The organism is Alphaproteobacteria bacterium (genome assembly GCA_016699305.1).
Lineage (GTDB): Bacteria > Pseudomonadota > Alphaproteobacteria.
Genome location: CP064970.1, coordinates 1,217,275 through 1,238,150 on the forward strand (window position 1 = coordinate 1,217,275; position 20,876 = coordinate 1,238,150).

The following is a 20,876-nucleotide window of genomic DNA, read 5'->3' on the forward strand; positions in this document are numbered from 1 at the left end:
ATGGAAAAACTGAAAATGCACACGCCAGACCTGACGCAGGATCATATTGCCCGTATCCGCGAACTCTTCCCCAATTGCGTGACCGAGGCACGGGATGAAAGCGGCAAGCTGAAACTGGCCGTGGATTTTGACCAGCTCAAGCAGGAGCTGAGCGATTCCATCGTGGAAGGGTCGCAGGAACGCTATCATCTCAATTGGCCAGGCAAGCGCGAAGCCTTGCTGACCGCCAACGCGCCTATCGCCAAAACGCTTCGCCCCGCGCGCGACGAAAGCGTCAATTTCGATACCACCAAGAACCTGTTCATCGAGGGCGATAACCTCGAAGCCCTCAAGCTTTTGCAGGAAACCTATCTCGGTAAGATCAAGATGATCTATATCGACCCGCCGTATAATACGGGGAACGATTTTATCTATGAAGACGATTTTTCTGATGATGTTGAATCATATTTAATAAAATCAAATCAGAAAAGTGATGAAGGGCTTCCACTAGTTGCAAATCCTGAATCAAATGGTCGGTTTCACTCCGACTGGTTATCATTTCTATATCCAAGACTTAAACTTTGCAAAAACTTACTCTCCGAAGATGGTCTAATCTTTATTTCTATAGACCAAGGAGAAACGCATAATCTACGTTCAATTTGTAATGAAATTTTTGGTTCTGAAAATTTTATTTCTCAAATTGCACTTATAACTGGAGCAAATCAATCCGGAGATGGGGTTAGGATTCAAAGCAATGCGGAATATTGTTTGGTTTACTCTAAAGATAAACTGAAAGTCGTCGTAAACAGGGTTGATGAAGTCGAAGACAGTCTAAGAAATTTGAATGATGCGCCAACTCCGTTAGAAACCCGCACCGATATGGGATATACGATATATTTCAATCCCAAGAGCAAAGATCTCATTCCCTTGGCCGACTATGATAAATCCAGAATACATCTTAACGAAGTCGAGCAAGTATACGAAGACAACAAAGAACTCTTGCATAAAGGCTATATACCTATAAGGCCGGGCTTCAGAAACAAAAAGCTACATCGTTGGCGCTGGGGCCTTGATATGTTCTTGGCTCGCAAATCAGAGGTCGTTGCTGTTCCTAATAAGGATGGAACTTATACTCTTAAATTCCAACAAAGCGGCTATAACGCCCCTAAAAACGTTATGAATTTTGGTGGCGGAGCCGCTGAGCTGAAAGAAATATTTGATGGGGATAAACTTTTTGAGTTTCCCAAATCAACTGCGTACATAAGAAGACTTCTAATGCTTGGGTCAAACCGAGACTCTACTATATTAGATTTTTTCTCTGGCTCAGCGACAACCGCGCACGCTGTTTTGGCGCAGAACTCTGAGGATGGCGGGAACCGTAAATTCATCATGGTTCAGTTGCCGGAAGAATGTGACCCTAAGTCTGAGGCATTCAAGGCGGGATACAAAACCATTGCCGAAATTTCTAAAGAACGAATCCGCCGCGCTGGAAGAAAAATTGCTGAACAACAGTATGTAAATTGCATATCAAATACACTTGTCGACCGGCTTGGGGGCGGCGATAAAGTGCCTGAACACCCAACCCTCGACATCGGCTTCCGCGTGTTGAAAATCGACACCTCGAACATGGCTGACATTTATTATGTGCCGGATGCCGTGAAGCAGAGCGATCTGCTGAAGTCCGTGGACAACATCAAACCCGACCGCGCCAATGCCGAAGACCTTCTGTTCCAGGTATTGCTGGACTGGGGCGTGGATTTGACCTTGCCCATCGCCCGCGAAAAACTGGCGGGTAAGCAGGTCTATTTTGTGGATGGCAACGCGCTGGCCGCCTGTTTTGATACGGATATCTCCGAAGACTTTGTGAAGGAGCTGGCCTCGCGCAAGCCGCTGCGGGTGGTTTTCCGCGACAACGGCTTTACCAGCGATGCTGTGAAGATCAATGTCGATCAAATCTTCAAGCAGCTTTCCTCCGCCACCGAAGTGAAATCGATTTAAGGAGGAAGCATGGATCAGGCAGCGCTACAAAACTTACTTAACACCTTGATTGCCACATGGGAAAACGAAGTGGTGGAATTCAAGGAGGTTGGCAATGATTATGATACCGATAAAATCGGGAAATATTTTTCTGCCTTGTCGAACGAAGCCAATTTGCGAGGCCTTAAAAATGCGTGGCTTGTTTTTGGTATTGATGATGAAACTCGCCAAGTTATAGGCACGGAATATCGTACGGACATTGACCGCTTACAAAGCACTAAAGTACAAATAGCAAATGAGGTTGACCCCAGAGGCACTACATTCACAAATATTTATGAATTAATATCGCCTGATGGTCGCGTTGTTCTGTTTGAAATTCCGGCCGGGCCACGGGGAATTATTATAGGATGGAAAGGATTTAATTATTCTAGAGCTGGTGAGAGTTTAATGCCTCTTGCGCGTGATAAAGAAGATGCCATCCGTAACCAGACACTTACTACAGATTGGTCTGCACAAATTGTTCCTAATGCGACAATGAACGATCTGGATGAAACCGCCGTTCAGAAAGCTCGTGAGTCTTTTGCCAAAAAATACGCCAATCGTCCCTTCGCCGAGGAAATGGAGCATTGGTCGCTGCAAACTTTTCTGGATCGCGCAAAAATCACGCAAGGCGGCAAGATTACACGCGCGGCCCTTTTGCTTCTTGGCAAGTCGGAGTCGGCCTATCTGCTTTCCCCCCATCCGGCGCAAATGATCTGGAAGCTGGAAGGCACTGAGAACGCCTATGAGCATTTTGGTACACCATTCTTGTTCACAACCACACAGCTTTACCAAAAGATCCGCAATATCCAGATTCGTCTGCTTCCCAGCTGGCAGCTGGTACCATATGAAATATCGAAGTACGACCAGAAGATTGTTCTGGAAGCTTTGCATAACTGTATTGCCCATCAGGACTACATCCGAAACGGACGCATCAACGTCATCGAGCGTTCCGACAAGCTGATTTTCGAGAATGAGGGGGCTTTCTACGAAGGCCAACCTGACGACTATGTTCTTGGAGAGAAAACCCCGCGTCGCTACCGCAATCCGTTTCTTGTGCAGGCGATGGTTGAACTGGGCATGATCGACACGATGGGGTCTGGCATTCACAGAATGAACAAGGGCCAGGCCAAACGCTATTTTCCTCTCCCTGATTATGATCTTTCAGAACAGACTGCGGTTCGGATGACCATCTATGGCGGCGTTGTCGATCCCGCCTATAGCCAGATGTTGATGCAAAAGACAGATCTATCGCTCGCGGATGTGTTGGCACTGGACAGGGTTCAGAAGAAGCTTCCAATTCGAGATGAAGAAATCCGACACTTGAAGCAATCAAAACTGATTGAAGGGCGGAAGCCTCACTTTCACGTCTCAGCTGTCGTGGCGGCTGCAACGAATAAGAAGCTCGAGTACATTCGCACGAGGGCAGTGGATACAGCCTTCATGGAAGAGCGCGTTATCCATTGGCTCACCAAGTTTGGAGAGGCCTCGCGTAAGGATATTGACGAGATGCTGCTGCCAAATATGGGTGAAGCTTTAAGCGAAGAGCAAAAAAGGAATAAGGTTGGCAATATTCTTAGTCAGATGAGAATAAAGAGAATAATACATAATGCCGGATCAAGAATGTCTCCTATATGGAGAATAACAAGCACAGACAGCGAACATTCTAAGAAAGAAAATAAGAAAGCTAAGAAAGCTTTTAAAGAAAGAGAAGGATGATATACCTTGAATGTCAATAGGTTAAGCGCCGCATGCCGTGCAAGGAAAGATCTCTATGAAGCTCAAATTTAAAGTCCAGCCCTATCAGACCAATGCCGTGGAATCCGTGGTGGATTGCTTTGCGGGGCAGCCCCTTGTGACAGTCGCGTCCTATCGCATTGACCCAGGCATCATAAAGAAAGGCGAGCATTACCGGCCAGAGTCCGAATATGAAGGCTTTCGCAACGCCGATCTGCGTTTGACCGATACGCAACTGATCCAGAACATCCATGCCGTGCAGAAACGCCAGAATCTGCCTCTGTCCGACCAGCTTGCGGTCAGTGCCGGATGCAAGATCAATCTGGACGTCGAAATGGAGACAGGCACAGGCAAAACTTACTGCTACATCAAATCCATCTTTGAGATGAACAAGCGGTATGGCTGGAACAAATTCATTATCATGGTTCCCAGCATCGCTATCCGCGAAGGGGTTTATAAATCATTCGAGATTACCGCCGATCACTTCACGGAAAGCTACGGCAAGAAGGCGCGGTTCTTTATCTATAATTCCAAGCAGCTGCACCATCTGGAGAGTTTCTCTTCCGATGCGGGCATCAATGTCATGATCATCAATATTCAGGCTTTTGCCGCGCGCGGGGCAGATAACCGCCGTATTTATGAGGAATTGGACGACTTCCAATCCCGCAAGCCGATTGACGTTATTTCCAGCAACCGCCCGATCCTGATCCTTGACGAACCGCAGAAGATGGGCGGTGCGGCAACCATGGAGGCTCTGCCGAAATTCAAACCGCTCATGATCCTGCGCTATTCCGCTACGCATAAGGTTGCCCACAACAAGGTGCATCGCCTGGACGCGCTCGATGCCTATAACCAGAAGCTGGTCAAGAAAATCGCGGTGCGGGGTATTACCGTGAAGGGGTTGGCAGGGACGAAAGCGTTCCTTTATCTGGAATCCATCCAAATCTCTAAAAACGCGCCGCCTGTCGCCAAGGTGGAAATGGAAATTAAGCAGGCAAGCGGTATCAAGCGGGTCGTCAAACGCCTGAACAAGGGCGACAACCTTTACGACCTCTCAGGCGGCCTTGACCAATATAGAGGCTTTGTCATCTCGCAAATCGACTACACGCAAGACACTGTTGAATTTACAAACGGCGAAGTCCTGACGGTTGGCGATGCTACGGGCGACGTAACCGAAGCTGCCATCCGCCGCATTCAAATCCGCGAAACGATTAAAGCGCACCTTGAGAAAGAAGCCGCGCTGTTCGCGCAGGGGATCAAGGTTTTGTCGCTGTTTTTCATCGACGAAGTTGTGAAATACCGCGACTACAGCCGCGAGGATGAAAAAGGCGAATACGCCCGCATTTTCGAGGAAGAATACGAAAACGCAAAACAGGAATATCTGGGTACGCTGGCGCTGGATCATCACGATTGGCGCAAGCATCTTGAGGGTATCGACCCAGCATCAACGCATGCGGGATATTTTTCTATCGATAAGAAAACCAAGCGCGATGTTGATCCTGATGTTGAAACCCGTGGCGAAAACGCAGGCTTGTCCAGCGATGTGGATGCCTATGACCTTATCTTGAAGAAAAAAGAGCAGCTCTTATCGTTTGAAGAGCCTGTGCGCTTTATCTTCTCTCACTCCGCCCTGCGGGAGGGCTGGGATAACCCTAACGTTTTTGTCATGTGCATGCTTAAGCACAGCGACAACACCATCTCCCGCCGTCAGGAAGTCGGGCGCGGGCTGCGCCTTTCCGTGAACCAGAACGGCGACCGCATGGATCATCCGGTCACCGTCCACGATATTAACATTCTTACCGTTGTGGCCAGCGAGAGCTACAAGGACTTCGTGGGCAATCTTCAGAAGGAAATCAGCGACTCTCTCTCAGCTCGCCCGCACAAGGCCGACGAGGACTATTTCATTGGCAAGGTTATTCCGACCACCGACGGAGGCACGCTGGAAATCACGCCTGCGCTGGCGAAGCAGATTTATCGCTACCTTGTTAAAAACGACTACACGGACGACAGCGACAAGATCAGCGATACCTACCACAAGGCCAAGGAAGAAGGCACGCTGGCTGCATTGCCGGAGGAGATAGCCCCCCATGCCGATGGTATTTACCGCCTGATCGACAGCGTGTTCAGCGAATCCCAGTTGCCCCAGCCTGGCGATGACCGCAAACCGAAGCCCAACCCGCTCAACGACAATTTCAATAAGAAAGAATTTCAGGAGTTGTGGGCGCGGATCAACAAGCGCGCCGTCTACCGTGTTGATTTTGACTCCGCCGAGCTTATCGGGAAATGCATCTCCACCCTGAACAGCGAGCTTAAGGTCTCGCCGCTTCAATACACCATCCATGCGGGTATTCAGGGCGACCAGATCACTGACACGCAGCTGGCCGATGGCGAGGGCTTTACGCTGAAAAATACAGAGACGGGCGTGTTAAACGCCTCTATCGCTTCATCGGTTAAATATGACCTACTGGGCAAAATCGCCGAGAATGTTCACCTGACCAGAAAAACGCTGGCGGATATTCTGGGCGGCATAGAAAAGGTTGTTTTTGACCAGTTCAAACAGAACCCCGAACATTTTATCGCCGAAGCCTCGCGTCTGATCAACGAGCAAAAGGCGACGATCATCATCGAGAAGCTCGCCTATGACGAGGTGGCGGGAACCTATGACGCCAGCATCTTTACGGCAGGGCAAAGCCGTCAGGACTTCACCAAGGCCAGCGAAAAGCTCAAGAAGCACATCTACGACTACGTCATCACAGATTCCAAAAACGAACGCACCTTTGTGCGCGAATTGGATACCAGTGCCGAGGTCGTCGTCTATGCCAAACTCCCGCGCGGCTTCCTGATCCCCACGCCCGTGGGTGACTATAACCCCGACTGGGCCATTTCCTTTACTGAGGGCAAGGTCAAATACATCTACTTCGTCGCCGAGACGAAGGGCAGCATGTCGTCCATGGAGTTGCGTGAGATTGAAAAAAGAAAGATCGAATGCGCCCGCAAATTCTTCGACAAGATCAACGTGAAGATTGAGAAGGAAAAGGTTAAGTACGACGTGGTCGACAGCTTCAGCAAGCTGATGGACGTGGTTGGAATCAAGGTGAAGTCTTAACCTTTCTAGAAAAATAAGGAGGGAAGTTCTTCAACGGCCATCCTGCCTATGCGACCTGTAACTCAGAATCCGGTGCGCGTCTGGGCGTGCAGGATCGGTTGGTTCGCAGCAAATACTGCCGCATGGGTGTATGGTGCTGCCAATGCCCGACAATATCAAAGCCGATGCGGGCCGCGCGCAATGCGAACACTCCAAGTTGACAGCTTCTCTTCAGGCCCTACACTGCACGAGTGGATCTCACCTCCGCTCTGGATTCTGCCATGCACACATCCGATCCCATCGATGATCTTGCTCTGCATTTGGGAGCGGCGGTCGATCTGCCGGGCATTCCACGCTCGACGGTGGTGGGGGTAGACAGTTACCGTCTGCAGAACTTCGCTGACCAGATATTGGAGTGGAAGAGCTTCACATTGACGTCCGACGCGAACGGAGATTTCGCCCGTTGGTGGATAACCGATCTCGCCCCCGATGGCCTGCGGGCATGGATTGACCTGGGGGCAAGGCCGATACCGCCAGATACATCCTTGGTGGAGGAGCGCAGCGGCATCGCCACCATCGCCTTCGAAGGCAATTCCGGTCCCTCCACTCCAAGCGCGGCGTTGGTGGTGTTGCAAGGGAAGGATGGGCAGTTCTATGGGCTGGAAAAATTCAGCGACGGCGTCACGATGCGCTTCTGGTCATGCGCACTCGGGCTATTGCCGACATGCGCCGGTTCTCAAAAGCCCTGAACCGAACAAATCAGCCCTCTGTCCCGCTGCGGCTTTCTTCGCTGATTCTCATGGTGTCTGTCGGCTCTGGTGGCACGGTCGCGCGATCCCAAACAAAATTAAACAGACGCCTGTAGCTTTCGGCGTAATGAGGATTGTCGATGACGATGATCTTGTCGGCTGGCTTGCGGGTAACCATCGCCAGCTTGGAACCGTAGAGCTTGATCGGGAAAGGATTAAAGTATTTGGGCTTGATCCAGCGGTGCCAAAACCAGGGGGCTATGAAATGGTCGTCGCCTTCTTTGAGGAGCACCCGCTCACGAATTCCCGCCTTGATGAGACGGCGAATATGCGTTCGAACGACATCAATCTCGGCCAGACTGAGTTGAGCGCCGTCCTCGACTCCAGCAATCAGAACCTCGCCTCCCTGATCACGCAAGGTCCGGTAGATATCCTCGGCCAGCTGCGCTTGCGCATCAGGTCCTTGCCAAACATGCAAGGTCGCGTCCCGTATCCGAACACCGTTGCCGGAAGTGAACTCAATCCCGGCCTTTTCCAGCGCAGCCTGAAGATCGGTGATTGTTTTTAGGCGCGGCGATGTGAGGCTGGTTTCAATATTTTTGATTGCAGCTTTGGAGACACTGGCGACCTTGGAGAGATCGTCCTGACTCCACTCCAGCAAGGCGCGTGCGGCGCGGATCTGCTTTGCTGTGATCATCGTCGTTTTATGCCGTTCCAGCTGCTTGATTGCAAAAACATTCAATTGCCTCGCCGAGAGCGGAGCAAAGGACGACCGCCATCCGCATCACGAACCGTGGCGGGCAGGTTTATGTGAGACAGCGGATGATACCGGATGTCGATGGAGCACAAAGGATAACTATGGGCGGGCTTAAATTTACGTTTGAACCAATCCAACCCGGAGGTTTCCGAGCCTCCGAGATTAAGCAATCCCACGCCTTGTCGGGCAAGAGTCGCGCACATTTTGTTGTATTGATAATCAGATAACCCAGATATCGCTGGATTATGAAGTGTTGCCAGGCCCGTTGCCATGCCCCGGCTGTTTTTCGGAGGGTCCCAAACACAGAAAGCTTCGACCTTGCCGTCAATAAGAACGGCCTGTCCTTGCAGACCCAAGCTTTGGTCAAAGACCATAGTCGCCAATTTTTGATATGGATCGATCAACTCTTCGATCCTGTGCGGATCGCGCATATACGCCCAGCGCCTGGCCAGATGTATCAGCATGTCGGGATGGCCGATATTCTGCAAACCAACCACTTCAGGCTTGAGTGAGGCCAATCGATTGACGTTATTGCGCACCCCTTTAAGGCAACTTCGCTTTGCTTCAGCCACAAGGCGCGTGTCAATGACATGGGCCGGATAAAGCCAATCCAGAATATCTTCGGGCTGTAGACTGGCTTTGCCTTTCCACACTGGGAGCGCATCGCTGAGAAAGCGTATAGCGTCGGGCGCGTTCTGAGGCTTGATCCGCGCGAGCTGCGCTCCCGCTGGAGGAGGAGGCATCTCTTGCACCAAAGACTCAATCAGATTGGGTTGCTGATTCCCCAGTTGCGGGAAGATAAGAATCCGCCCGCGCAAGTTAGGATGCCAGCTTACCAAAACCAACGATTCCACTCCTCCATATCCCCATAATCCATCTCTCCCGGTAAAAAGGTAATAAGCAAGCGATGTAAGATAACTGTCTTCTTCATCCTTGGCAGACTCCAGAATCTCCTTTACGTACCGGATATCTGGTGAAAAGCGATTAACACGAAAGACATTGGGGAGATTCTCGAATTCCTCCTCCCATGACAAAAGCGATGCGTCATGAGTTTTATTTTTCTTAGAACGACTGATCATGGGGATAGTGTTGTTCATCGGATTCAAACCTCGGATGGAGGTCTTGGAGTTTCAGCGTGATCCCACACAAAATTAAATAAGCAGCGATAGCTTTCTGCTAATGCCTCATTTTGAATAATGATGGCTTTATCAGGCGTCTCCCAGCCAATCATCGCAACCTTATCGGCATAGATCAGAAAGCCAAAAGGATTGAAATATTGATCCGATATATGTCGGTATTTTGTGATTGGAGAGTCAAGTTGACTTGCCCCTTCGCAGATCAAAATGCGCTCACTGATATTTGCCTGCGCAAGACGCTCTAAATGGTCTTTGACAAATGATTCGTCAATTTCAGCGCCAGCCTTATCTTCATCAACACCTGTGATAAGAACATCGCCCCCTTGATCGCGCATTGTCTGATATACGTCATCCAACAATTTTTGACCGGCATCTTTCCCTTCAATTATCATTAGGTTTTCATCACGCAGACGAACGCCTGGGCCCGCCAAGAATTCAATTCCCGCGCGACAGAAAGTATCTTCAAGAGCGGCCAGTATGTCGGAGCGCGGCGTTGCCTTGCCGCCCTCAATGTTTTTGAGAGAATGGCGGCTGACGCCTGATAAGCCGCTAAGCACGGCGACATCCCAGCCGAGCAGCCCCCGAGCAGCGCGAATCTGACGAGCTTCGATCATGGTTAAATTCATAATGAAGATAAACTAAAACATCAATATATGATTTGCATCACCATAAAGAATACTAACAAGCCCATAGGGCTTCTTTATGCATTTTTTTAACGGTTTATTAACTTCCATCTGCCATTCTGCATACACGCCAAAGCATCCGGATTGCGCTTACAGGCACAGCGGAAACGCCTTTGGACACGAAAAACAGGAAGAGGGTCATCCGATGCGCACAGCTCAAACGATTAGAAATTCCCTGCAAGCGTGGTCTTTTGAGGACTACGGCAACGGATTTCACCGACCGAAAGTTGACTGCAATAAGCGGTCTTCTTTTGTTTCGGACAGCGGTGACGCATTGCTCCGTTTCTACCCGATTCTGGCCGAAGGGCTGGGCAGCGCGATGGCTGCGCGGTTGCATGTGACCATAGGCGAGCACGATGCCAAACCGGCATCGATCACTGGCTTGCTCACCTTCCTGGAATCTCTGGCAGAGAGGGCGCGGCGCGAATGGTGGCTGCGGATCGACAACAGCTATGTCAACCGCGAGATGGGGCCGGCGCGCGAGGATTACATCCAAATTCTGAAGCGGCGTTTCGACGATGCCGACGCGCTGTTCCAATCCGTTCTGTCCTTGGCCGAAGAGCTGGAACATGGCCGGGCGAAGGACACCACGAGCATGCAAATCCCCCCCTTAAAAACAGCCGCCAGCGCGGCACGCTGATTCCGCATCACGACCCCTTGCACAAGAAAGGTTTCGAGATATGAAGATGGAAACGCTGCAAACCCAATACGGCCCTTCCCTTGCCAGCTTGCTGGCGCGGCATTTGACGCCAAGCGAACAGGCGGCGCTGGGTCCCAAGACCTTGCTGCCTTATCTGCAAGCGCGAACCAAGATCGCGCAGAATCGTTGGCAAATGGCGGTGCAAGACGCCTGTTATGCGTGCGAGACTGTGGGTAAGACTCCCGCGCGCTTGCCCGATGCGCCGTGCCCGAGCGCGACGGAGTCTCGCGTTGAAACCGGCCTTGCCATAGCCACACAGGCCATCGGCGAGATTCTAACCTCGCTTCAAGAATCCAGCGATCCCGTCCATGCCGATATCGCCTGGTTGCGCGCGGCGTATCTGGAATGCGAATTGCTGTATGTGCTGGTGCGGCATATGACCCCCGCCGCCGATGTGATGGACATCTTCCCCCAAGATCGAGCGGCGACATCGGATCAGCCCAACGCACAGGGTCACCGTCACCTCAATGAGCTGTTGGACTGGGCCGGCGGCGCGCAGAATCTGATGCAGGCCAGCGATGAAAGCCTGGCCGATATGTGTCTGCATATGCGCGCCGAAATGGCGCGACTGGCAGGTGAAGGGGACTCAAAGCGCGACGCCCTCGAATCCCTGGCCGCACCCAGCCTGGAATGGCCCGTCATGCGCCGGTTTCAATCTTAGAAAGACCGCAGAAGATCATTTTAAGGGGAAACATCATGAACGCTATTCCATTCATGCCCAGGACCGTTTTTGAAGATGGTGACGATGAAGAGATGCAGGAGGTTCTGGAATCCCGCCTATGCGCAGGTATCGCGGAATTGGCGGCTCATGGTCACGCCTGGCCGGAATTGCGCCGCGCATTGATGGCCGTGACGGCCAAAGCGGCCATCTTGGGCTTCCCAAGCCCATCGGACGAATCCCGCGCGCCCGATATCGCGTCACCTGATATCGCGCAGGGGTTCGGCGATCTGGTCCTCATCGGAGTCTTATGCGCCGTGGGCAGGAAAACCGGCACAGAAAGAGATATCGACGACGACCTTATCACAGACGCCGCAACCCTGATGCGCCACCGCCAAATCACCCAGATGGCCCAAGCCCTGATGGACCGCATCCCCGAGATCGGCAACCTGACCGGCACCGACGCCGCGATCTGGTATGACGCCTTCGTCGATCGCTCTCTGGAAGCCCTGCTGGCCGAATACGGAATCGAATGGATGCACCGGCACCTTGACCTGCTGCGTGCGGAGATCAGCGAGAAAGTGAGGGAAAACGCCGTTAACCATAGATTGTGCTTGACTCGTCGATAACCCAGATTTATATCGATGCCAGAAAAACATCGGGGGCAGACTGTAGTGAAGAGGCAAGAACTCTCAACTTGTGCGACCTGTATACATGTTTGCCTCGGGTGCCCTTAAGCAACAAGACCGGGTACAAGCCACAGTATCCGAGCAAATGGCTCGGCTTTATGAGAAATTCACGTCATAGAAGGAGGAGAAGCAAGAATGAAAAATATTTGGACCATTGCTGAGCTTGATCCGAGCAAGCTTTTTGAAGTAATTCGAAACCGTGACCCGGAAACATCCATGCGTTTCAGTCTGCCAATACCTAACTGGCTTGATGAAGCTGGCGGCATGAAATTCGAACATCCCCAAATTGCCGATGTTCCTCAGAAAGGAAAGCGTTTTGGCTTTCATAATGGTGAGGACGATTGTTATCAATATGCAAAAATTGATGGCAACGGTGTCATTATATTTACGTCGCCAACTCCTGGCCAAGTCATCGCATTACGATCAATCATTCAGGAATATGCTGAGAATGTCGCCAATTTAAAACCTGAAGACGTACACAATATCATGCTGCGTGCCTATGATGAACTTGGCATTATGGATGTATTTAATGGCAATAGAGATGAGATAGTATCTGGCATGGATTTGATCGGGCAACAGGATGTCGATCCAGCTTATGGATCATTTGTATACAAACCTGATGTTTCTTCCTGCATTTTCCTTGCTGGGAATGGTGAGTTTCTTGACGGCCCAGCAGCGACGCCACAGATCATAGAAAACGGCGGCTTTGTAACATTCTCTGGACAGTCCAAAGAAAATGTTGCGGCATTCATTGAGGAGACGATTACAGGAAATGTATCAAAGAAGCTGAAGGGAAAAATTGTCTCAAAGGTTCAGTTCCTTAAATCACGCCGTCTCGCGAACGGCCATCCCATAAGTTTATCGAAGATTCCCGTCCAAGAAGCCCCTCTTAAGAGGATATACACGCCAAAACCTATTAGCGGCTTTCCCGAGTGGACACCAGAAATCCGGGATATTGAGCGCCAATGGCTAGAGGCTGTCGCCGAAATCTTCGAGCGTTATGGATTTGTGAATATCGAAACTCCTGCGGCTGAAGAAATTGCCGTTCTTGCAGATAAGGGTGAGGAGATCGAAAGAGACGTTTATGAAATGAAGCGCATGAATGCTGAGGATGATAAAGATCCCAAGATAGCACTGCATTATGATCTTACCGTTCCGATGGCGAGATACGTTGCACAACATTACAATGAGTTATCTTTTCCATTCAAGCGCTACCAGATACAAAAAGTATGGCGCGGGAGCCGTCCGCAAAAAGGAAAGTTCAGGGAGTTCATACAGTGCGATATCGATGTGGTTGACCACTGCCCCTTGTCAATGGAATTTGATGCGGACTTTCCCGTCATTTTATACAATCTCGTCAAGAGACTCGACATCGGCAATATTGCCATTAGCGTGAATAACCGTAAAATCCTTGAGGGATTCTATCGAGGACTGGGTATTGACGACCCGCAGATACTCAGAGCTATTCATGTGGTCGACAAGATCCAAAAGGTTGGGGAAGAAGGTGTTCGCGCACGCCTTTCTGAAGAGCTTGGATTGTCCACTCCAAAAATCAGTAAGTGCATTGCTTTAGCAGAAATAAGATCGACAGATGCATGCATCAAAGATCGGGTTATGGAGCTCGGCATCGATACGCCTTTGTTGCGAGAAGGTATTAAAGAGCTTGATTTTGTAATGAATAGACTTCGTTGTTTGCCTGAAGGCGCAGTTGTCGCGGATTTGTCTATTGCCCGTGGTTTTGACTATTACACCGGCACAGTTTACGAGGGGCGTTTTGTCGATTATCCGGATCATCCCCCCATACTGGTTGGTGGTCGTTATGACAATCTTGTTGGCAAATTTATGGAGCAACAGTTGCCTGGGGTAGGGATATCTTTGGAACTCACCTCCATTTTTACCAAACTGGTGAAAGAAGGTCAGATTCAACCTGGCCGGAAAACTCCGACCCAGGCACTTGTCGCCATGCCGGACATGTCTTCTAGAGAGATCGCGCGTCAGATTGCTGATCAACTGAGAGAACGTGGCCTCTCTGTTGAGGTTTATCATGAACCAATTGACATTGATAAGCAGAAAGCTTACGCGATAGAAAAAGGTATCCCGTATCTTATCACGCCGAGCGCAGGAAACACTCGCGAGCATTGCGTGCGAGATATGAGATCAGGGATACAAAAGAAAATCCCCTCATTGAGGCATTGGCAGCCCAATTAATCTGAAAGGAAAACAAATGTCGAAAAAGAAAATAGGTTCCGTCAGTGGTTTCCCGGAATGGCTGCCTCAGCAGCGCGAGGTCGAGCTTGAATGGCTGCGTAAGATCGAAAGGGTCTATCGCAGCTATGGATACGCATCTCTTGAAACGCGAGCCATCGAACCTGTATCTGTTCTTCTGAAACAAGGGGACACGGATAAAGAAATATATGCCATCAACCGTCTCGCAGCTGATCCACAAGCAAGAGACGAAGAAGGTCTGGCGCTACATTACGATCTGACCGTTCCTTTCGCTCGTTATACTGCGCAGAACCTCAATGAATTGACACTTCCATTCAAGCGCTACCAAATGCAAAAGGTCTGGCGCGGAGAGCGTCCGCAAGGTGGAAGATTTCGTGAGTTCTATCAATGCGATATCGATGTAGTCGATCGCGAGAAAATTTCTCTCTTTTACGATTATGAAGTGGCTTCAGCCGCATTGGAAGCTTTATCTGCTTTGGATATTGGCCCTCTTGTTCTTAGAGTCAATAATCGAAAAATTCTTGAAGGTTTCTATCGTGGGCTTGGAACCGAAGACACAGTGAATGTGCTTCGGATCATGGATAAAACCGAGAAGATTGGCGTAGATGGTGTTTCCACAATGTTGCGTGACGAAATACATCTTAGCGATGACGCCATTGCTAAATGCATTGATATTAGTAAAGTGAATGGAGTTGGCGAAGACGTTCTTCGTCAAGTGCAAGCCTTGGGCGTCAAGCATGTTCTGCTGGATGAAGGGCTTGAGGAATTAGCGCAGCTTAGTCGTAATTTGGGTGACGTTCCGGCCAACACACGTGTCCATTTGGACATGTCCATCACGCGCGGATTAGCTTACTATACTGGCAACGTTTTTGAGACGGAATTGGAACGCGGCACAATTAAGGCCAGCGTTTGCTCCGGCGGACGTTATGAGAATCTTGTTGGCGATATGGTAAATGCGAAGCTTCCCGGCGTTGGCATCTCAATTGGCTTATCTCGACTTATGGCCATCATGATCGCCGCCGACCTCTTGCCTAAACGCGCCCCAACGCCAACACAGGTGATGGTCGCCTACACGCCCGGCATTACCCAGCAGATGCAGATTGCCGCATCTCAAATGCTGCGTCGCCAAGGCATGAACGCTGAGATATATCCAGAACCCGTAAAGCTAGCCAAGCAAATGCAGTATGCTAGCAAGAAGGGAATCCCCTATGTCTATTTCATCGGCACAGATGGGTCAGAGGACGCAGTTAAGGATATGCGTAACTCCGTACAGGTTCCTGCATCAAGCATGAGATGGGGGCCAGCTTAAGGAATAACCTTATTGACTTGGGAAACTGTTTCATCGTATTAGAACAGTATGATTGCGCATGTGGCATCCACCAGCCTTAAAAAGGCAAAAGCGAACGCGACGAAAGACAGCCTCTTTCCGCTGGAGAATGCTTTTCTGACTCTGCGTAAGCCGGACGATGTTACGCGGTTTCTGCTTGATCTGTGCACCCCTGCAGAGATCAATGCTTTCCGAGAGAGGTGGGAAATCGCACAGCTGGTCGATCAGGGGCTCTCGTACCGTGAGGTTGCCGTGATCACAGGCGCAAGCACAACAACAGTAACGCGTGTTGCGCGCTTTTTACAGCTTGAGCGACATTGTGGATATCGGCGTGCTCTGGAAGAGCTCGGTGATGGGAAAAAGTGAACTTGTATTTTTTAGAAGAGGAGAAATCATGCTTACGAATGGCAAACGTCAAAAGGAAATGGTTGACCAGCCCCCTTACGTCGTCTCTTCAGATTTGGCTGCAATATTTTGCGAGTGGGGAGAAGCCTGTAATATCTTAGTCCCAGATCCCGGGTACTTCTCAGATAGAGTCAAAGATATAGTTGGTGTGCTTGGAACTATTTTCTCTGATGTTCGCATCCCAGATAATCACAGTATCACAAGCCTATTTCGTCAGGTCAGTGAGGAGGCCACTTCGCCGATCCTTTCGATTGATAAAATCTATATGTCGAGTGTCTTGGACCAAGGTTTCTCTGGATATCTAAGCATCACGCGTGCTGTTGATCCTGAAATGAATGCGGTTGGGCTGGTATCCCGACCTGTAAGCTGGGATGCAGAGAACGTGCCGCTTTATTCCCTCGAGAATGCCGTATCGAAGATCGCACAAGAATATCGTCAGAAAAATATTACGCTTGTCGATGATGTTATTTTCTCTGGGGGCACAATATCACAAATTGTGGACGTTCTTCAGGAGCATGAAATTGAGGTCAATTCGGTTGTAGCCGGAATATCTATAGGCGAAGCTAAGGAAAAATTGGCATCAAGAGGTATTCAGTTGCGCTCGGCCCATCACTATCCTGACGTCATCGACGAAATATGCTGTCGTGATTTTATCATAGGATCTCCCTATGGTGGACGCACGGTGATAGCAAGTTACCAGGTAAATGGCGCGGAAGGCACTTTATCCAGCATACAATATGCGCCCTACATTCTTTCTCTAGGCAATCCAGTAAAATGGGCAACCATCCCAAAGGAAAGGGTTAGAGATTTTTCAATCTGCATGATGGACATTTCCACTAAAATCTGGAGCGATATTCAGGATCTAAACCATAGATATTTCTCAACCAGTGATCTAGGCTGCCGCGTTTACCGCCTTCCCGAAAGACCATCAGTTGTCGATGCCATTCAAGATGTAAGGGGAAGATTGTCTCCATGAAACTGATGTCTAGAAAACTGATCCACGATTGCGACCCGGGGCAGGACGATGCTATTGCTCTAATGTCAACTCTCGCCTCTCCCGATTGGAATATCATCGGCGTGACCGTTGTCGGTGGCAATGTTGATGTTAAGAAGTGTGCCGTTAACGCACGTAGAATTCTTTCTTTGTGTGGGAAGCCCGACATTCCTGTTTATGAGGGGGCACCCCAGCCACTCAAAAGGAAGCTTGTGACCCTTGAACATGTGTTTGGCGAATCTGGGCTGGCTGGGGGGGATGATTTACCCGACACAGGCATATCGTCACCTAAACACGCTGTTGATTTTCTCGTTGAAACTTTGTCAACCGCACAAGATCGCATTTATATCTGCGCCACAGCGCCGCTGACCAACTTGGCTTTGGCTTTGCAGCGTTGTCCAAGCATTGCTGATTCTATTGAGCATCTTGTGATCATGGGTGGTTCTGTCTTCCCTGAGCCTATTCGCGGAGAAATGGGAAACATTGCTGTCAAAGGCACAAATGGCAAGGCTGAATATAACTTCGCGATGGATCCAGAAGCAGCGTCAATTGTTTTTTCCTCCGACATCAAAAGAATTTCGATGATCGGCCTGAATGTCACCAGGAAGGTTTTGTTTAACGCCAAATGGCAAAAAACGTTTTACGGATTGCCCAATAAAGTAGCCCACAAAGCGGCAGATATCCTGTCTGTTGTTGGCGAGGAAGATAAAGAAGAGTATGGGCATCTTCGCCAGACACCGGATGACCCCGTCCGCGCCGTTCACGATGTTGTGGCGTCTCTTTATATGGATACCCCGGGGCTTTTCAAATCACAAAAGATCTATGTCAAAATTGTCACGGACGCCCCCCCATCTGTCGCTGGACAAAGCCTAAAATCAGAACAGGGAGAAAATGGAGCAAGTGCTTATCCCATTAATGTTATTACAGACTGTGACTCACATGAGGTTTTCTCACTGCTCACACGGAAGCTAGCAATGTTTGGAGGCTAGATATGCCAATGAATATCTCTGATATGGATGTCGTACGCGCTATGAAGTTGGCCGCTTTTGAGGCCGGAAAATATTTAAGCGGCGTCTTTACCCATCAAAGGTCTCTTAGACTATCTGGAACGGTGGTTTTTGAGGCTACAGAGAAAGGTCATGACGATGTTCCGGATTTCGTAACACAGCATGATGTATATGCAGAAAAACTTGTGCGCGATATCATCCGTACTTATGCTCCGAACTTAGAAGTTGTTGGCGAAGAGGGAGAAAAGAACTCGAGCCAGAACACATTCGTTCTTGTTGATCCTTGTGATGGAACAAAGAATTTTGCCCTCGGAATACCTTACTTTGCCGTATCTATCGCCTATATCAAGGATGGGCAAATCGTTTCCGGTGTTGTATGCGATCCCATGAATGGGGATATTTATTGGGCGGCAAAAGGGCAAGGTGCTTTTCTGGAACGAATAGAAATACAGGAAAAGGTTCAGATCAAAGCAGCGCAGGGAATCAATCCAAGAAATATTCTCCTTGTTACGGAGGAATCGTACGGAGAGGCTATGACACAGAGTGACGCTGTGGACAGGTTGGTCGCGCTTTCTCCCATTTTCGCGGGCATCAGAAAATTTGGTTCTACTGCGCTTGATCTGACAAGATTGGCATCGGGGCAACTGATTGCTGTCGTCTCTTCCGGAATCAAGAGTTGGGATTTTGCTGCTGGGGGCATTATTGCCCAAGAGGCGGGGGCTTGCCTGTCTGATCTCAGGGGGAGGCCTGTTGTCTTGACTTCCGGCAATCTGATAGCCTCGCCAACATGGCTGATACAAGACGCCATCCTATCTTGTACATGTGGTGAAGTCAGTCGTAAAAAGCAAAATGAGGAGGGACACAAAGATGAGTAACGTTTGGGTTCTTGGCAGCATTAACGCCGATTTGGTCGTAGTGTCGGATCGCTTCCCAACAAAAGGCGAAACTGTACTAGGAAAGACGTTCTCCCAGAATCCGGGAGGAAAGGGAGCCAATCAAGCAGTTGCTGCTGCGCGACTGGGGGCAAACGTTTTTCTGATAGGCGCTGTTGGTCAAGATGCACAAGGCGTTGAGCTTAGGAAATTTCTGGAAGATCAAGGTGTTTGTGTCGACAATGTGTGTGAGAAAACGAACTTTGCTACTGGCGTTGCATTGATTGCCGTCGCAGAAAAAGACAATATGATCATTGTTGTCCCGGGCGCGAATATGGCCATCACTCCGGCATCTTTGGAGAATCTTGACATTAAGAAAGGAGATATCTGCGTTGCACAGATGGAGGTTCCATCTGATGTTATTCAGGCATTCTTCCTTAAGGCGAGGAAGCTTGGGGCTACCTCTATTTTAAATCTATCGCCGGCATCTTTGCAGGCGGCAGATATTATTAAGAGTGCAGATATACTTATTCTGAATGAAACAGAGCTTGGACTTCTTGTTTCGAAAAGACTGGAGGAATTTGCTTCTTTGGACCAATTATCGGCCCATGTTTCCGATCTTAACATCCTGCCACAACAGACGTTAATCCTGACACTAGGAAAAAGGGGAGCAGTTAGTTACAACGGAAGCAGTCCAGAATATTGCGAGGTTCCAGCCGTTAAGATAGATGCCGTTATTGATACGACCGGAGCTGGCGATTGCTTCTGTGGGGCTTTTGCTTGTTTTATGAGCCAGGGAGTAACGATTGAGGAGGCTTTGCATAGTGCTAATTGTGCCGCGTCACTATCGGTACAGAAATTCGGCGCAGCAAGTTCGATGCCTACAATTTCTGAATTGCGTCGGCATATTTTAGGTGCCGAGCAATGACTGCGTGCACCGCCGCTATCATCTGCACAAATTTCTGGAAATCAACAGGAGAGAACCATGGAAGACCCCTTGAATAAATTTCTCGAACAAAAATTTCTGTCCTATGCAGACCTAACTTCTGTCAATGTATGCGAGAATGGTGAGCCAATGGTTTGCCTTGGAGATGATCACGGCGTTTCTGTTTATGCTTTCGATGAACGAATGGAGCCATACACAGGAAAGTCCATTTATGTCCGAGAAGGGGTAGCGCATAAACTGCAAGGAGCGCAGAAGTTTCTTGCATCCATACTGCCTCATGGGCAACTGGAAATTGTTTATGGATATCGGCATCTCAACATTCAGAAGACAATTTATGACAAAATTCATGCAGAGGTTTGCGCAAAACACCCGCATCTTCCTGAAGAAGAAGTCAAAGAAAGAGTCCATTTCTACATAGCGGTCCCAGAAGTGTCCGGTCATCCAACGGGTGGAGCCGTGGACGTCAGGGTTCGCATTGGCGAACGCCTCGTGGACATGGGAACAGAAGCGCACGACTTTGTTCCTGAGAGCTACGCCTTGTCTCCGTTTATCAGCAAGGATGCTTGGCATAATCGACAGTTGCTCAGGATTGCGATGACAAGTGTTGGTTTTGCCCCTTTTGATGGAGAATGGTGGCACTTCTCATACGGAGATCGCGAATGGGCAAAATATTATGGCCGTTCACATGCCATATATAGTCAGATTGCTTTCAGCTCGACACCTTCGCCCTGTCGCCCTGATTCTAGTCGAACGCAATCACGTCTGGTACCTTCCCCAACACCTGCGAAAGGCATAGGATAAGAACGCAGGAGCGTAGCCAAGGGGGGATCTCACCCCAAGTTTCCTTGTCGGGCGGCTCTCCCATCACGATGGGGAAGAACTTCTGCGTCGAGGGGTAGCAAAAGGCTTT

The 20,876-nt window shown here is 49.6% G+C and carries 18 protein-coding genes; 15 read left to right on the forward strand and 3 right to left on the reverse strand.

Going from position 1 to position 20,876, the window contains the following annotated elements:
- The 4 genes from IPI58_05710 to IPI58_05725 all read left to right on the forward strand — a co-directional run bounded on the left by IPI58_05710 (position 1) and on the right by IPI58_05725 (position 7,566).
- Positions 1-1,977 (forward strand): site-specific DNA-methyltransferase, encoded by a 1,977-nt coding sequence (locus IPI58_05710; protein QQR68352.1) that lies wholly within the window; start codon positions 1-3, stop codon positions 1,975-1,977.
- 9 nt (positions 1,978-1,986) lie between these two features.
- Complete coding sequence (locus IPI58_05715) at positions 1,987-3,714, forward strand: putative DNA binding domain-containing protein (protein ID QQR68353.1); 1,728 nt, start codon at positions 1,987-1,989, stop codon at positions 3,712-3,714.
- 55 nt (positions 3,715-3,769) lie between these two features.
- Positions 3,770-6,838, forward strand: coding sequence for a DEAD/DEAH box helicase family protein (locus IPI58_05720; protein ID QQR68354.1), 3,069 nt, complete (start codon positions 3,770-3,772; stop codon positions 6,836-6,838).
- Between the two features lie 260 nt (positions 6,839-7,098).
- Positions 7,099-7,566: a hypothetical protein gene (locus IPI58_05725; GenBank protein QQR68355.1), complete on the forward strand. Its 468-nt coding sequence runs from the start codon at positions 7,099-7,101 to the stop codon at positions 7,564-7,566.
- Between the two features lie 10 nt (positions 7,567-7,576).
- Here the strand turns inward: IPI58_05725 and IPI58_05730 are convergent, their stop codons facing one another.
- From IPI58_05730 to IPI58_05740, 3 genes are read right to left on the reverse strand one after another with little or no spacing between them, the layout of a single operon-like run.
- Positions 7,577-8,263, reverse strand: coding sequence for a helix-turn-helix domain-containing protein (locus IPI58_05730; protein QQR70056.1), 687 nt, complete (start codon positions 8,261-8,263; stop codon positions 7,577-7,579).
- A gap of 41 nt (positions 8,264-8,304) precedes the next feature.
- Positions 8,305-9,420 (reverse strand): hypothetical protein, encoded by a 1,116-nt coding sequence (locus IPI58_05735; GenBank protein QQR68356.1) that lies wholly within the window; start codon positions 9,418-9,420, stop codon positions 8,305-8,307.
- Between the two features lie 5 nt (positions 9,421-9,425).
- Entirely contained in the window at positions 9,426-10,073 is a 648-nt protein-coding gene (locus IPI58_05740) for a hypothetical protein (protein ID QQR68357.1), read from the reverse strand.
- 88 nt (positions 10,074-10,161) lie between these two features.
- Here IPI58_05740 and IPI58_05745 point away from each other — a divergent pair, with 88 nt between their 5' ends.
- The 11 genes from IPI58_05745 to IPI58_05795 all read left to right on the forward strand — a co-directional run bounded on the left by IPI58_05745 (position 10,162) and on the right by IPI58_05795 (position 20,767).
- On the forward strand, positions 10,162-10,782 hold the full coding sequence (locus IPI58_05745) for a hypothetical protein (GenBank protein QQR68358.1): 621 nt from the start codon (positions 10,162-10,164) through the stop codon (positions 10,780-10,782).
- 40 nt (positions 10,783-10,822) lie between these two features.
- Positions 10,823-11,503, forward strand: a complete 681-nt coding sequence (locus tag IPI58_05750; GenBank protein QQR68359.1) for a hypothetical protein — start codon at positions 10,823-10,825, stop codon at positions 11,501-11,503.
- Between the two features lie 35 nt (positions 11,504-11,538).
- Positions 11,539-12,129: a hypothetical protein gene (locus IPI58_05755; GenBank protein QQR68360.1), complete on the forward strand. Its 591-nt coding sequence runs from the start codon at positions 11,539-11,541 to the stop codon at positions 12,127-12,129.
- Positions 12,130-12,747: 618 nt separating this feature from the next.
- Complete coding sequence (gene hisS / locus IPI58_05760; GenBank protein QQR70057.1) at positions 12,748-14,397, forward strand: histidine--tRNA ligase; 1,650 nt, start codon at positions 12,748-12,750, stop codon at positions 14,395-14,397.
- 16 nt (positions 14,398-14,413) lie between these two features.
- Positions 14,414-15,724, forward strand: coding sequence for a histidine--tRNA ligase (gene hisS / locus IPI58_05765; protein QQR68361.1), 1,311 nt, complete (start codon positions 14,414-14,416; stop codon positions 15,722-15,724).
- A gap of 48 nt (positions 15,725-15,772) precedes the next feature.
- Positions 15,773-16,108 carry a helix-turn-helix domain-containing protein gene (locus IPI58_05770; GenBank protein ID QQR68362.1) on the forward strand — a complete coding sequence of 112 codons (336 nt, stop codon included), beginning with the start codon at positions 15,773-15,775 and terminating at the stop codon, positions 16,106-16,108.
- Positions 16,092-17,123 (forward strand): hypothetical protein, encoded by a 1,032-nt coding sequence (locus IPI58_05775; GenBank protein ID QQR68363.1) that lies wholly within the window; start codon positions 16,092-16,094, stop codon positions 17,121-17,123. Before IPI58_05770 ends, IPI58_05775 begins: the two co-directional genes overlap by 17 nt.
- A complete protein-coding gene (locus IPI58_05780) occupies positions 17,120-18,130 on the forward strand; it encodes a nucleoside hydrolase (protein QQR68364.1) in 1,011 nt (336 codons plus the stop codon). Before IPI58_05775 ends, IPI58_05780 begins: the two co-directional genes overlap by 4 nt.
- Before the next feature lie 2 nt (positions 18,131-18,132).
- Positions 18,133-19,023, forward strand: a complete 891-nt coding sequence (locus IPI58_05785) for an inositol monophosphatase (protein QQR68365.1) — start codon at positions 18,133-18,135, stop codon at positions 19,021-19,023.
- Positions 19,016-19,948, forward strand: a complete 933-nt coding sequence (locus tag IPI58_05790; GenBank protein QQR68366.1) for a ribokinase — start codon at positions 19,016-19,018, stop codon at positions 19,946-19,948. The genes IPI58_05785 and IPI58_05790 overlap by 8 nt, the downstream gene beginning before the upstream one ends.
- 57 nt (positions 19,949-20,005) lie before the next feature.
- On the forward strand, positions 20,006-20,767 hold the full coding sequence (locus IPI58_05795; GenBank protein QQR68367.1) for a D-alanyl-D-alanine carboxypeptidase family protein: 762 nt from the start codon (positions 20,006-20,008) through the stop codon (positions 20,765-20,767).
- The last annotated feature ends 109 nt before the right edge of the window (positions 20,768-20,876 follow it).